Raw genomic sequence first — 13,540 nt, forward strand, 5'->3', positions numbered from 1 at the left:
TCGGCGGCGCGGCATCACGATTTGCCGAGCGCAGCCCGCTCCTGACTGCCCACCCTGCGCTCGATCGCCGCGGCCAGCCCGGTGTTCTCCCGCAGCGCGGGGTCGTCCGCGAGCACCCGCTCGGCCTCGGCGCGCGCCTCGGCGATGATGTCGGCGTCTGCGACGACCCGCAGGAGCCGCAGCGACGACCGGGCTCCCGATTGCGCGTCGCCCAGCACATCGCCCTCGCCGCGCAGCTCGAGGTCCACCTCGGCAAGCGCGAAGCCGTCGAGCGTCGCCGCGACGGCCTCGACCCGCGCTCGCGCAGGGGTGCCGGCCGGCGCTTCCGTGAGCAGCAGGCAGAGCCCTGGCACACCGCCCCGACCGACCCGGCCGCGCAGCTGGTGCAGCTGCGACACCCCGAACCGGTCGGCCTCGAGGATCGCCATGGTCGACGCGTTGGCGACGTCGACACCCACCTCGACGACCGTCGTCGCGACCAGCACGTCGATCTCCCCGCGGGCGAAGGCGCGCATGACGGCGTCCTTCTCGTCGGACGGCATCTTGCCGTGCAGGATCTGGACGCGGATGTCGGCGAACGACGGATGCTGGGCGAGCAGCTCCGCGGCCTGCACGACTCCCCAGCGGGTCTTCGCCGCCTCCCCCTCGACGAGCTCCACCGGCTCGTCGGCGGTGTCGTCCTCTGTGGCGCTCACCGCATCGATCGCGGGGCACACGACGAACGCCTGGTGACCGGCGGCGACCTCCTCGGCCACCCGCTCCCACACGCGTGCGAACCAGCCGGGCTTCTCGGCGAGCGGGGCGACGAAGGTTTGGATGCCCGCCCTCCCCGCCGGCATCGTGCGGATCGTCGAGACGTCCAGGTCGCCGAACACCGTCATCGCGACCGTGCGCGGGATGGGCGTCGCCGTGAGCACGAGGGCGTGCGGGGCCGAGCCCTTGGCGCGCAGCGCCTCGCGCTGCTCGACGCCGAACCTGTGCTGCTCGTCGACGACGACGAGCCCGAGGTCGGCGAAGGTCGTCGAGCCGCTCAGCAGGGCGTGCGTCCCCACGACGATGAGGGACTGGCCGGACGCGGCGCGCAGCGCTGCCTTGCGTCGCTCGGCGGCGGGGAGCTGCCCGGTGAGCAGGGTCGGCATGAGCTCGGGGGCGAGCCGGGGTCCGAGCATCCCGGCGATCGAGCGCACATGCTGCGCGGCCAGGACCTCGGTCGGTGCGATGAGCGCGGACTGCCCGCCGTTCTGGGCGACCTGCAGCATCGCGCGCAGCGCGACGAGGGTCTTCCCCGAGCCCACCTCGCCCTGCACCAGCCGGTTCATGGGCCAGTCGCCTTCGAGGTCGCGGGCGATCTGGTCGCCGACGGCGATCTGATCCGGGGTGCGCGCGAACGGGAGCGCCTCATCGAACCGCTCGAGCAGGCTGCCGGCGGGCCGGGCCGTGGCGGACATCGCACGGATGAACTGCCGCTGCTGGAGGAGAGCCGTCTGCAGCACGAACGCCTCGTGCATGCGGAGCGTCTCGCGCGCCGGGCCGATCTGCGCCTCGCTGTCGGGCCGGTGGATGTGCAGGATCGCGGTGCGCGCATCGATGAGACCGTGCCGCTGGCGGAAGGCGGGCGGGAGCGGATCGTCGACCGGGCCGAGGCCGTCGAGCACGAGCCGGATGATCCGGTCGATCTGCCAGCTCGGCAGTGTCGAGGTGGCCGGGTAGATCGCGATCGGGACGTTCGCGTTCGCCTGCGCGGTGAGCCGCGCCGTCTCGACGTCGTCGAACAGCTCGTAGTCGGGGTGCGCGAGCTGCTTCACCCCGCGGTACTCCCCCACCTTCCCGGAGAAGATGCCCCGGCGGCCGACGTGCAGATCCTTGAGCCGCCACGACTGGTTGAAGAAGGTGAGCGAGAGGTCGCCGTTGCCGTCGCTGATGACCACCTCGAGCAGCGAGCCCTTGCGGTTCTGCATGCGGCGCTCGCCCGCACGCTTCACCTCGGCCACGATCGTCACCGCCTCGCCGACGGGCAGCGAGGAGATCTCGGTGAGCTCCCCGCGGCGTGCGTAGCGGCGCGGGTAGTGCTGCAGCAGGTCGCCGACCGTGTGCATGCCGAACGCGCGCTCGAGCGCCGAGGCCGTCTTGCCGCCGACCGCACCGTCCAGGCGCGAATCGAGGGTGAAGTCGGCCATGCCCACGAGTCTAGGTCGCACCGCCGACGGCGATTCCACAGGGCGGTGCCGTACGGTTGCTGTCATGATCCGCCGGCTTCTCGCTCGCGTCTACTGGGCCTGCAGCCGCTGGACCCTCAAGACCGAGCCCGCACCCACCCGCCCGACCGTCCTGCTCGGTGTCCCGCACACCTCCAACTGGGACTTCGTGCTGATGCTCGGCATCGCCTGGCGTCTGGGGATGCACTTCCGCTGGCTCGGCAAGTCGAGCCTGTTCCGCGGATGGCGCGGCCCGCTGATGCGCGCCCTCGGCGGCATCCCCGTCGACCGCGCCAATCCGGCGAGCGTCGTCGGTGACGTGGTCGCCCGGATCGGCAGCGGCGAGGTGTTCGGCCTCGTCGTCACCCCCGAGGGCACACGCGGCGCCGGCCAGTACTGGAAGTCGGGCTTCTACCGGATCGCCCGCGAGGCGGGGCTCGGCGTGACCCTCGGATACGTCGACCGCACCACGATGACCACGGGCCTCGGGCCGACGATCGACCTGACCGGCGATGTGCACGCCGACATGGAGACGATCCGCGCGTTCTACGCGGACAAGTCGGGACTGCGCCCCGAATACCGCACCGAGCCGCGTCTGCGTGAGGAGCACGCCGCCACGCCGATCTGAGCCCCGGCTATCGTGGGGCTGTGACACGCATCATCGCCGGCCGCGCGGGCTCGCTGAGCCTCGACGTCCCGGATGCCGGCACCCGTCCGACGAGCGATCGCGTGCGCGAGTCGCTGTTCGGGTCCCTCGAATCGGCGGACCTCGTGCGCGGAGCCGCCGTGCTCGACCTGTACGCAGGGTCCGGCGCGCTCGGGCTGGAGGCGATCAGCCGAGGAGCCGCGTCCGCCGACCTGGTGGAACGCGCAGCGAAGGCCGCCGAGGTCGCCCGCCGCAACGCGGGTCGGGTCAGCACGGCGGTGGGCGGACGCACCGCGCGTGTCCATCGTGCATCGGCCGAGCAGTTCCTGCAGATCGCCCGCGGTCCGTACGATCTGGTCTTCGTCGACCCGCCCTACGACCTGCCCGCCGGCGAGCTGGAGGACACCCTCCGCGCGCTGGTCCCGTCGCTCTCGGAGCGCGCGGTCGTGATCGTCGAGCGCGCCACCCGCACCGGCGCGCCACTGCTGCCGGACGGGCTGTCGGCACTCAGGGACAAGCGCTACGGCGATACGACGCTCTGGTGGGCGGAGCGGGCGTCGCCGCCCGACGTGTCGCGGTAGGGATCCCAGCCCGTGCGCCCGCGGTACGGCGCACCGTCGACGGTCAGCGCGGCAGCTCCTCGCGCGACCACCGATCCGATCGGGCGGAAGCCGGCCGGCAGCGCCGTCGCGGAGGGAAAGGTCGCCAGGAGCGCGTGATCCTCCCCGCCCGACAGCGCACGCGGGTCGGTGCCGAGCAGTGCCGTCTCGAGCGCGACGGTGACGCCCGAGGCATCGGCGATGCGGGATGCGTCCAGCGCCAGTCCGTCGGACACGTCCATCATCGCGGTGGCACCCCCGAGGGACGCTCCGACGCCCGCGCCGATCGGCGGCACCGGGCGTAGCTGACGCTCCACTGCCACGCGGTCGAGCTCGGCCAAGCCCTCCGAGCTGTACGGAAGCGCCGTGCCGTCGGGGTCGGCGAACCGCTCGAACAGCACGTCGAGCCCCCGCGCCGCGACGCCCGCGTCACCCGCCAGGGCGACGACATCCCCCACCCGCGCGCCCGAGCGCAGCACCGGCGCGCGCCCGTCGAGCGAGCCGAGGGCGGTCACGGCCACGGTGAGCGTGCGCGAGACGGTGAGGTCGCCGCCCTCGACGGCGCAGCCGGGTGCGAGTTCCGCGCACGCCGCACGGAGCCCGTCCGCGACGGCGACGACGAACGAGATCCTGGTGTGCTCGGGCAGCGCGAGCGCCACCAGCAGCGCCGTCGGGCGGGCGCCCATCGCCGCGACGTCGGCGAGGTTGACGGCCGCCGCCTTCCAGCCCAGGTCGAAGCCGCTCGTCCATGCCTGCCGGAAGTCCGGTCCCTCGACCAGGGTGTCCACGGTCGCCACGACCCGCGCGTCCGGTGCGTCGATCACGGCGGCGTCGTCACCAGGGCCGACCGGGGCGGTGCCCTGCCCGAGCCGTTCCAGGATGCGCCGCAGGATCTCGCCCTCCGACAGCTCCGCGACGGTGGGGTCGGCGGCGTCCGAGGTCATGATGCCACGTTAGCCTGGAGGGGTGATCCGTCGAGTGCTCGCCGCCGCTGGGGTGGCCCTGACGGCCCTGACGCTCGCCGGGTGCGCGACGACGGTGAGCCTCACGCCCGCGGACGCGGCGAACGATCCGGCGTGCGCCGCGGTGACCGTCCGGCTGCCCGATGTCGTCGACGGCCAGCAGCGACGGTGGACGGACGCCCAGGCCACCGGCTCGTGGGGTGACCCGACGACGGTGATCCTGACGTGCGGCGTCGACGCACCGGGGCCATCGACCCTCCCCTGCCTCACCGTGGACGGCGTCGACTGGATCATCGACGACACCGAGGCCCCGAACTACCGGTTCACGACGTTCGGGCGCGAGCCCGCCGTCGAGGTGTACCTCGACTACGACGCGGTGTCGGGCCAGGAGACGCTCACGGCGCTCGCAACGGCGGTCGGCACGCTTCCGGTGGACGGATCCGTCTGCACGGACCGCGCGACCGGCTGACGGCCGGCCCGCCCGAGGCGATCAGGCCGCGCGCTCGAGCGCGGTGTCGACGAGCTCGCTGATCAGGTCGGCGTACGTCATCCCGGACGCGATCCAGCACTTCGGGAACATCGAGATCGGGGTGAAACCGGGCATCGTGTTCAGCTCGTTGACGCAGAGCCCGTCCTCGGTGAGGAAGAAGTCGACGCGGGCGAGCCCCTTGCCCTCCACCGCTTCGAACGATCGCACGCCCAGGTCCTGGATGGCCGCGATGAGCTCGGGGCTGAGGTCGGCGGGGCACACGACATCCGCGCCGTCTCCGCCGAGGTACTTGCCCTCGAAGTCGTAGAACTCGCGCGTGGTGAGCACGATCTCGCCCGGCAGCGAGGCACGCGCCCGCGCGCCCCCGCGCCCCTCGAGGATCGCCACCTCGATCTCGCGTCCGACGATGGTCGTCTCGACGAGCACCTTCGCGTCCTCGGCGAAGGCCACCTCGAGCGCACCGGCCAGCTCCGCCTCGACGTGGGCCTTCGACACGCCCACGCTGGAGCCGGCGCGCGCGGGCTTCACGAACGCCGGGTAGCCGAGCTCGGCGACCTGGGCGCGCACGCGGTCGGGGTCGGCGGCCCACTGCGCCGCCGTGACGGTCACCCACGGCGCCACCGCGATCCCGGACGCCTGCAGGACGATCTTCATGAAGTGCTTGTCCATGCACAGCGCGGAATCGAGCACCCCGCCGCCGGCGTACGGCAGCTCGAGCGTGTCGAAGAAGCCCTGGATGGTGCCGTCTTCGCCGTGGGGTCCGTGCAGGATCGGCAGCACGACGTCGACGGTGCCGAGGTCGTCGATCGAGCCGTCGGCACGGCGCACGCGCAGGGTGCGCTCGGCGCCCGGCTCGGGCCAGATCACCCGGGTCCCGTTGTCGACGACGTCAGGCAGGTGCTCCGCGTCGAGCGCGAACTTGTCGGGGTCGTCATCCTCGAGCACGAAGACGCCCTCGCGGGTGAGCCCGACGGGGATCACCCGATAGCGCTCACGGTTGATCGCCCGGAGCACGCCTCCCGCCGTGGCGGAACTGATCGAGTGTTCGCTGGATCGACCTCCAAAGAGCACCGCCACCACCGGCCTGTCCATTCTGCGTCCTCTCCCCTTGGGGTTCGTCGTCGTCGGTCGTGAGGTGCGGGGCGATCTCCCGCGGGTCCATGGTGCCGTCCAGCACGCGCTTGACCTGCTCCACGATCGGCATCTGCACGCCGACCTCGCGGGCCAGCTGCAGGACGGGAGCGACGGATGCCAGGCCCTCTGCGGTCTGATCCATCTGCTTCACGACATCCTGGAAGCTGTACCCCTGGCCGAGCAGGCGCCCCGCCGTGTTGTTGCGGCTGAGCGGCGACTGGCACGTCGCGATCAGGTCGCCGAGACCGGCGAGACCCTGCAGCGTCTCCGGCTGCGCCCCCTGGGCGACCGCGAAGTCCGTCATCTCGACGAGCCCGCGCGTGATGATCGACGCCTTCGTGTTCTCGCCGTAGCCGACGCCGTCCACGATGCCGATCGCGACCGCGATGAGATTCTTCAGCACGCCGCCGAACTCGGTGCCGATGACGTCCGTGTTCACGAACGTCCGGAAGTAGCTGTTGCGGGCCCTGCGGGCCACCGCATCCGCCGTCTCCTGGCTGATGGAGGAGATGACCGCGGCCGTCGGCTGCTCCCGGGCGATCTCGAGCGCCAGGTTCGGACCGGAGGCCACGGCGATCCGGGCGGGGTCGCAGTGCAGCTCCTGCTCGATGACCTGGCTCATCCTCAGACCGGTGCGCCGCTCGACGCCCTTCATCAGCGAGACGATCGGCACATCGGTGCGCTGCACGAGCGGGCGCACCGCCTTGAGATTCTGCCTGACGGCCTGGCTCGAGATGGCGATGTAGACCTGGTCGGCGCCGTCGAGCGCCTCGGACAGGTGGTGGGTGGCGCTCATCGCCCTCGGCAGATTGATGCCGGGCAGATACTCGCTGTTGCGCTTGGCCTCGTGGATCTCGAGAGCCGTCTCGGGGCGACGCGCCCACATCGTCACGTTCGCGCCGCCGTCGGCGAGCACCTTCCCGAAGGTGGTGCCCCAGCTGCCGGCGCCGATCACTGCGACACGGGGCCGGCCGGCATCCTGTCTACGGCTCAAGGCGACCCGTCTCCCTCTGCCCGTGTGCGGCAGGGTTCCAGCGCTCGGCGGGCGGGGTCTGCCCGCGCAGCTCGCCCACGAGCGCGCTGATCGCGACCATGACCTTGTCGGTGGCGGCGGTCAGCACGGATGCCTCCGCGCCGCGCCCGGCGAACTCGCTCAGGTCGACGGGATCGCCCACCAGCACGCGCACGCGCCGGCGCAGCGGCCAGAGGCTGAGCTTTCCGTAGCGGGGCAGGATGGCCTCGCCGCCCCAGTGGGCGACGGGGATCACGGGGATGCCGCCGGCCAGCGCCAGGCGCACCGCACCGGTCTTGCCGCGCATCGGCCACAGGTCGGGGTCGCGGGTGAGCGTGCCCTCGGGGTAGACGATGACGCCGCGGCCGTGCTCCACGAGCTGCTGCGAGCTCTCGATGGTCTCCCGCGAGGCCGCCGCCGACGACGACCGCGCGACGGGGACCATGCCGGTCGCGCGCAGGGCCCAGCCGAGCACCGGAACGCGGAACAGGCTCTCCTTGGCGAGGAAGCGGGGGGCGCGACCCAGCCGCCACACGACGACCGCGATGATCAGCGGATCGAACTCGGTGGAGTGATTCGGCGCCACCACGTACGCGCCGGAGCGCGGCAGCTTCTCGCCGCCGGTGATCTCGACCTTCGCGATGAGCCCCATCAGCGGCACGACGATCGCCGCGAGCGGCCAGAAGACGCTCGGACGCGTCTTCTCGCGTGACGCGCGCGGTCGCGGCGCCGGCGCGGCGGACGCGTCAGCCGATGACATCGAAGTCGGCGCCGAGCGCCTCGAGCTTGGCGAAGAACTTCTCGTACCCGCGGCTGATGATGCCGACGCCGGACACCACGGATTCGCCCTCTGCGGTCAGCGCAGCGATGACGTGCGAGTAGCCGCCGCGCAGATCGGGCACCTCGATGCGGGCGCCGTGCAGCGGAGTGGGACCGTGGATGACGGCAGCCTGCTCGAGCTCACGGCGCGCGACGCGACGGTAGTCGCCCTCCAGCCCGCGGGGGTGCACGACGATGTCGGCGCCCATCTTCACCAGCGCCTCGGTGAATCCGAACCGGTTCTCGTAGACCGTCTCGTGCACGACCGACTCGCCCTCGGCCTGCGTGAGGGCGACGATGAGCGGCTGCTGCCAGTCGGTCATGAATCCGGGGTGGACATCGGTCTCGACGACCACCGGGGTGAGCTTCGCACCGCGGCGGAACAGGATGCCGTCCTCGCGCACGTCGAACCAGCCGCCGGCCTTGCGGAACACGTTGAGGAAGGTCAGCATGTCCTGCTGCTTCGCTCCGCCGACGAAGATCTCGCCGTCGGTCGCCAGAGCGGCGCACGCCCAGGAGGCGGCCTCGTTGCGGTCGAAGATCGCCCGGTGGTCGTACCCGCGCAGCTCATCGACGCCTTCGATGTAGATGACGCGGTTCGGCTCGACCGTGATGATCGCGCCCATCTTCTGCAGGACCGCGATGAGGTCCATGATCTCGGGCTCGATGGCCGCGTTCTTGAGCTCGGTGGTGCCCTTGGCCTTCACCGCGGTCAGCAGGACCTGTTCCGTCGCGCCCACACTCGGGTACGGCAGTTCGATGTGCGCGCCGGTGAGGCCGTTCGGGGCGGTGATGCGGATGCCCTCGTAGCTCTTGTCGACGATCGCGCCGAACGCGCGCAGCGCGTCCATGTGGAAGTTGATGGGCCGGTCGCCGATGCGGCAGCCGCCCAGGTCGGGGATGAGCGCCTCGCCGAGCAGGTGCAGCAGCGGGCCGCAGAACAGGATCGGGATGCGGGAGGCACCGGCGTGCGCGTCGATCTCCTCGAAGTGCGCCGCGACGGCACCGCTCGGGTCGAGGATGAGCTCGCCCTCGACCTCGCCCTCCTGCACCGACACTCCGTGCACCTCGAGCAGCGAGCGGACGACCTTCACATCGCTGATGGAGGGGACGTCGCGCAGGATGCTGGGGGTCTCGCCGAGGAGCGCGGCCACCATCGCCTTGGTGACGAGGTTCTTCGCGCCCTTCACTTCGACACGGCCGCGCAGGGGCCGGCCGCCGCGGATCGCGAGGATCTCGCCTGACCCCCCTGACGGTGACACTGAGGACTCGTTCAGGAGCGTCTTCATACGGTGGGCCTCACTTGGATCGTCGAGTTCGTGGTCGTCATCGCCGGCTGCCTCTCCTTGTGGGAGGGACTGCCGTCTCACTGGACAGGGAGCGTCCGTGGCCGCCACGCCTCACGGCGGGCCTCGAACTGCGCGATCTTGTCTGCCTCGCGCAGTGTGAGCCCGATGTCATCGAGCCCTTCGAGGAGCCGCCACCTAGTGTAATCGTCGATCTCGAAAGGCACCCGGAGCGAGCCGATCACGGCCTCCCGCGCGTCGAGATCGACCGTCATCCGTGCACCGGGCTCCGCGTCCTGCGCCGCCCAGATCCGCGCGAGGTCCTCCTCGGAGATGACGCCGGCGAGCAGCCCCTGCTTGCCCGCGTTCCCGCGGAAGATGTCCGCGAACCGCGGGCTCAGCACCACCTTGAAGCCGAAGTCGCGGAGCGCCCAGACGGCGTGCTCGCGGCTGGACCCGGTACCGAAGTCGGGCCCGGCGACCAGGATGCTGGCACCGGCGTAGACCGGCTGGTTGAGGACGAACTCGGGATCCTGCCGCCAGCTCGCGAACAGGGCGTCGTCGAAGCCCGTCTTGGTCACCCGCTTGAGGTACACCGCCGGGATGATCTGGTCGGTGTCGACCGCGGAGCGCTTCAGGGGTGCGGCGATGCCGGTGTGCGTCGTGAACTTGTCCATGGGTCAGACCTCCGCCGTCTCGAGAGCGGGCACGTCGCTGGGACTGGCGAGGTGCCCGAGCACGGCGGTCGCCGCCGCGACGAGCGGCGACACGAGATGCGTGCGTCCGCCCTTGCCCTGCCTGCCTTCGAAGTTGCGGTTCGACGTCGACGCGCAGCGCTCGCCGGGCGCGAGCTGGTCGGGGTTCATCCCCAGGCACATCGAGCAGCCGGCGAAGCGCCACTCGGCGCCGAAGTCGATGAAGATCTTGTCCAGACCTTCGGCCTCCGCCTCCAGGCGCACGCGCGCGGAGCCGGGAACCACCATGACGCGCACCCCGTCGGCCTTCGTGCGTCCCTGGACGACGGACGCGAACGCCCGCAGATCCTCGATGCGGCTGTTGGTGCAGGATCCCATGAACACCGCGTCGACGGGCACGTCCTTCAGCGGCGTCCCCGGCGTCAGGTCCATGTACTCCAGGGCGCGCTCCGCGGCGGCACGCTCGTTCGGATCGGCGAACGAGTCGGGCGAGGGCACCGTCTCCGAGAGCGAGACGCCCTGGCCCGGGTTGGTGCCCCACGTGACGAACGGCTCGAGGGCGTCCGCGTCGAGGAAGACCTCGGCGTCGTAGACCGCGCCCTCGTCGGAGGGCAGTGTGCGCCAGTAGGCGACCGCATCCTCCCAGTCCTGCCCCTGCGGCGCGTGCGGCTTGTCCTTCACGTAGGCGAAGGTGGTCTCGTCCGGGGCGATCATGCCGGCGCGGGCGCCCGCTTCGATGGACATGTTGCACATCGTCATGCGCCCCTCCATCGACAGGGCCCTGATGGCGCTGCCGCGGAACTCGAGCACGTAGCCCTGCCCGCCGTTCGCGCCGATCTTCGCGATGATCGCCAGGATGATGTCCTTCGCGGTGACGCCGGGCCGCAGCTCGCCCTCCACCGTGATCGCCATCGTCTTGAACGGCTTCAGCGGAAGCGTCTGCGTCGCCATCACGTGCTCGACCTCGCTGGTGCCGATGCCGAACGCCATGGCGCCGAACGCACCGTGGGTCGAGGTGTGCGAGTCGCCGCACACGACGGTGATGCCCGGCATCGTGAGCCCGAGCTGCGGACCCACCACGTGGACGATGCCCTGCTCCTTGTCGCCCAGCGAGTGGATGCGCACCCCGAACTCCGCCGCGTTGCGGCGCAGCGTCTCGATCTGCGTGCGGCTGGTGAGGTCGGCGATCGGCTTGTCGATGTCGAGCGTCGGGGTGTTGTGGTCCTCGGTCGCGATCGTGAGGTCGAGGCGCCGCAGCGGACGCCCCTCTGCGCGCAGGCCGTCGAAGGCCTGCGGGCTCGTGACCTCGTGCACGAGGTGCAGGTCGATGTAGATGAGGTCGGGCTGACCGTCTTCGCCCTTCACGACGAGGTGGTCGTCCCACACCTTCTCGGCGAGGGTGCGGGGGCGATCCGGAATGGCGGACGCTGCGATGGATGAAGTGCTCATTGCCCTGTCGTTCTCCTGAGGAAGAGGATCAAGCCCGCGACGAAACTCCGCGACGAGGGAGGCCTGGGAACTAGGACTCGTCGCGGCCGCTAAGGAGAAGGCGAGCGATCCGCACGTCGTCAGAATAGCATCGGCGCGCCGGCCGCCGGCCCGCGACCACGCCGTTCACCGTTCGGGGGTCGACGGGTAGAGCCACACGTCGACCGCGTCATCGCGCGCGACGAAGCGGGCGAGCGAACCGTCGACGAGTCCCTCTCGCCAGAAGTCCTCCTGGTTGTAGACCTCGGCGAGGAGGTCCAGGCGCAGCTCGGCGCCCGGAGGGGCGCACGCGACCTCGAGCAGGTCGCTCGTCGCCGGCTGCACCGCCATCAGGCACGGGTGCCCGTGCCCGTTCTGCACGCGCCAGATCTCGGCGCCGCGGAAGTCGCCGTACGAGACGAGGGTGTCGGTCTCCAGCGCGAGGTATCCCGCGAACCGCGACACCTCCTCCGCGATCGCGGTCTCCGCGTCGGGGTCGGGCACGAGCGTCGCATCCGGGGGCGGGCCTGCCGTCGCCTGTACCGCCACCCAGACCACGAGGCCTCCCACCGCGAGGACCACTGCACCGAGCAGGACGCTCGCGCGCCAGGCCCCTCTCGCGGGCGCCGACGCCGCGATCCCGGCGGGGGCGGCCGCGTGCTCCTCGAGTTCACCGGAGGGCGCGTGCCGCGCGCCTGCGGCGATCGGCCGGCGTCCCTCGAGCTCCGCGAGTCGCGCCATGGCCGCCGGATCGTCGGCGATGTCGGCGCCGACGCCGAAGGCCCGCGCACGGAGTCGCGCGAGCTCTTCCGCGTCGTCGTCTGGAGGACCGGATGCGGTCACCATGGCGGGATTGTCCCACCGCGCTCCCCCTGCGGCCAGGGGTCCGGACGTCAGGGACGGGCGTCAGTCCTCGTCGACGCGTCCCGGCGCCGGCGGCTGCGACACGCTGGGCGGCGTGCCCTTCTCGTCTGCGACGACGGCCGCGGCATCGGCGGGGCCCAGGGCGGCTGCGGCAGCCTTCTCCCGTCGCGAGGACACCAGGCTCGCGACGGTCGCCACGGTCATCGCGAGGACGATCACGAGGAGCGACATCCAGGTGGAGATCTCCGGCGCCCACGGAACGGGCTCGCCGTTGTTGATGAACGGGAGCTCGTTCTCGTGCAGGGCGTGGAAGAAGAGCTTCACGCCGATGAAGGCGAGGATGAAGGCGATCCCGTAGTGCAGGTACTTGAGGCGGTCGAGCAGGCCGCCGAGCAGGAAGTACAACTGACGCAGTCCCATCAGGGCGAACAGGTTCGCCGTGAACACGATGAAGGGGCTCTGCGTGATGCCGAAGATCGCGGGGATCGAGTCGATCGCGAAGATGAGGTCGGTGAAGCCGATCGCCACGAAGACGAGCAGCATCGGGGTCCAGACCTTCTTGCCGTTGACGACGGTGCGCAGCTTCGAGCCGTCGTAGTGGTCGCTGATGTCGATGAACCGGCGCAGGAACCGCACGATCCCGGATTCCGCCTTCGCGTCCTCCTCGTGCGCACCGGGGAACGCCTGGCGCCATGCGGTGAAGACGAGGAAGGCGCCGAAGACGTAGAAGATCCAGCTGAAGTTCTCGATGAGTGCGGCGCCGAGCATGATGAAGATCGCGCGCAGCACGAGCGCGATGATGATGCCCACCATGAGCACCTCCTGCTGGTACCGCCGTGGCACCGCGAACTGGCTCATCAGCAGCACGAAGACGAACAGGTTGTCGATCGACAGGCTGTACTCGGTGAGCCAGCCCGCGAGGAACTGCCCCATCGCGTCCGTGCTGTCGGTGACCAGATAGAGGACCACCGCGAACACGAGCGCGAGCGCGACGTAGAAGACGACCCACAGGGTCGCCTCCTTCATCGACGGGATGTGCGGTCGCTTCAGGATGAGCAGCAGGTCGCCGATGAGGATCAGCGTGAGCACCACCAGCGCCGTGATCTCGAACCAGACGGGGATCTCGAAGGTCATGGGACCCTTTCGGGGAAGACGAAGGATCGAAAGTCTCTCCCCCGCAGCACCTGTCGGCCCCTGCGGTGCGTGCCCGGAACCCCACCGACGGAGCTCGTGATGACGGACACGCAAGGTCGGGATACTCCCTCTCGCGGTGACCAGACTACAGGCTGGCCACCGGCGGGCCGCCCGCGTGTTGAGACGATCTCCTCCTCGGCGACACTCACACCGTGAGAGACAATGACACTCCGCGAT

General features: G+C 70.9%; 13 protein-coding genes. 3 read left to right on the forward strand and 10 right to left on the reverse strand.

What is annotated here, in order from left to right; translation table 11 throughout:
• Positions 1-14 precede the first annotated feature (14 nt).
• On the reverse strand, positions 15-2,177 hold the full coding sequence (locus tag Microterr_RS07730) for an ATP-dependent DNA helicase RecG (RefSeq protein ID WP_263798546.1): 2,163 nt from the start codon (positions 2,175-2,177) through the stop codon (positions 15-17).
• A 64-nt stretch (positions 2,178-2,241) separates the two neighbouring features.
• On the opposite strand from Microterr_RS07730, the gene Microterr_RS07735 reads away from it, so the two are divergent.
• Positions 2,242-2,823, forward strand: a complete 582-nt coding sequence (locus Microterr_RS07735; RefSeq protein ID WP_263798544.1) for a 1-acyl-sn-glycerol-3-phosphate acyltransferase — start codon at positions 2,242-2,244, stop codon at positions 2,821-2,823.
• A gap of 20 nt (positions 2,824-2,843) precedes the next feature.
• Complete coding sequence (rsmD, locus tag Microterr_RS07740) at positions 2,844-3,422, forward strand: 16S rRNA (guanine(966)-N(2))-methyltransferase RsmD (RefSeq protein ID WP_263798543.1); 579 nt, start codon at positions 2,844-2,846, stop codon at positions 3,420-3,422.
• Here the strand turns inward: rsmD and thiL are convergent.
• Positions 3,362-4,384 carry a thiamine-phosphate kinase gene (gene thiL, locus Microterr_RS07745; RefSeq protein ID WP_263798542.1) on the reverse strand — a complete coding sequence of 341 codons (1,023 nt, stop codon included), beginning with the start codon at positions 4,382-4,384 and terminating at the stop codon, positions 3,362-3,364. The two genes, rsmD and thiL, sit on opposite strands and share 61 nt — an antisense overlap.
• Positions 4,385-4,406: 22 nt before the next feature.
• Between thiL and Microterr_RS07750 the strand changes: the two genes are divergently transcribed.
• A complete protein-coding gene (locus Microterr_RS07750; RefSeq protein WP_263798541.1) occupies positions 4,407-4,871 on the forward strand; it encodes a DUF3515 domain-containing protein in 465 nt (154 codons plus the stop codon).
• 21 nt (positions 4,872-4,892) lie between these two features.
• Here Microterr_RS07750 and Microterr_RS07755 read toward each other — a convergent pair whose 3' ends face one another.
• The 8 genes from Microterr_RS07755 to Microterr_RS07790 form a co-directional block, all read right to left on the reverse strand.
• Positions 4,893-5,984: a D-alanine--D-alanine ligase family protein gene (locus tag Microterr_RS07755; RefSeq protein WP_263798540.1), complete on the reverse strand. Its 1,092-nt coding sequence runs from the start codon at positions 5,982-5,984 to the stop codon at positions 4,893-4,895.
• Positions 5,884-7,020 (reverse strand): NAD(P)H-dependent glycerol-3-phosphate dehydrogenase, encoded by a 1,137-nt coding sequence (locus tag Microterr_RS07760; RefSeq protein WP_263798539.1) that lies wholly within the window; start codon positions 7,018-7,020, stop codon positions 5,884-5,886. Before Microterr_RS07760 ends, Microterr_RS07755 begins: the two co-directional genes overlap by 101 nt.
• A complete protein-coding gene (locus Microterr_RS07765) occupies positions 7,010-7,798 on the reverse strand; it encodes a lysophospholipid acyltransferase family protein (RefSeq protein WP_263798538.1) in 789 nt (262 codons plus the stop codon). The genes Microterr_RS07760 and Microterr_RS07765 overlap by 11 nt, the downstream gene beginning before the upstream one ends.
• The gene (gene murA, locus Microterr_RS07770; protein WP_263798537.1) at positions 7,785-9,146 is read right to left on the reverse strand and encodes a UDP-N-acetylglucosamine 1-carboxyvinyltransferase; all 1,362 of its coding nucleotides are present in this window, start codon (positions 9,144-9,146) and stop codon (positions 7,785-7,787) included. Before murA ends, Microterr_RS07765 begins: the two co-directional genes overlap by 14 nt.
• 77 nt (positions 9,147-9,223) lie before the next feature.
• Positions 9,224-9,820, reverse strand: coding sequence for a 3-isopropylmalate dehydratase small subunit (leuD, locus tag Microterr_RS07775; protein ID WP_263798536.1), 597 nt, complete (start codon positions 9,818-9,820; stop codon positions 9,224-9,226).
• A gap of 3 nt (positions 9,821-9,823) precedes the next feature.
• Complete coding sequence (leuC, locus tag Microterr_RS07780) at positions 9,824-11,287, reverse strand: 3-isopropylmalate dehydratase large subunit (RefSeq protein ID WP_263798535.1); 1,464 nt, start codon at positions 11,285-11,287, stop codon at positions 9,824-9,826.
• A gap of 165 nt (positions 11,288-11,452) precedes the next feature.
• Positions 11,453-12,151: a hypothetical protein gene (locus tag Microterr_RS07785; RefSeq protein ID WP_263798534.1), complete on the reverse strand. Its 699-nt coding sequence runs from the start codon at positions 12,149-12,151 to the stop codon at positions 11,453-11,455.
• 60 nt (positions 12,152-12,211) lie between these two features.
• On the reverse strand, positions 12,212-13,303 hold the full coding sequence (locus Microterr_RS07790; protein ID WP_263798533.1) for a TerC family protein: 1,092 nt from the start codon (positions 13,301-13,303) through the stop codon (positions 12,212-12,214).
• Positions 13,304-13,540 lie beyond the last annotated feature (237 nt).

This window comes from Microbacterium terricola (assembly GCF_027943945.1).
Taxonomy (GTDB): domain Bacteria; phylum Actinomycetota; class Actinomycetes; order Actinomycetales; family Microbacteriaceae; genus Microbacterium; species Microbacterium terricola.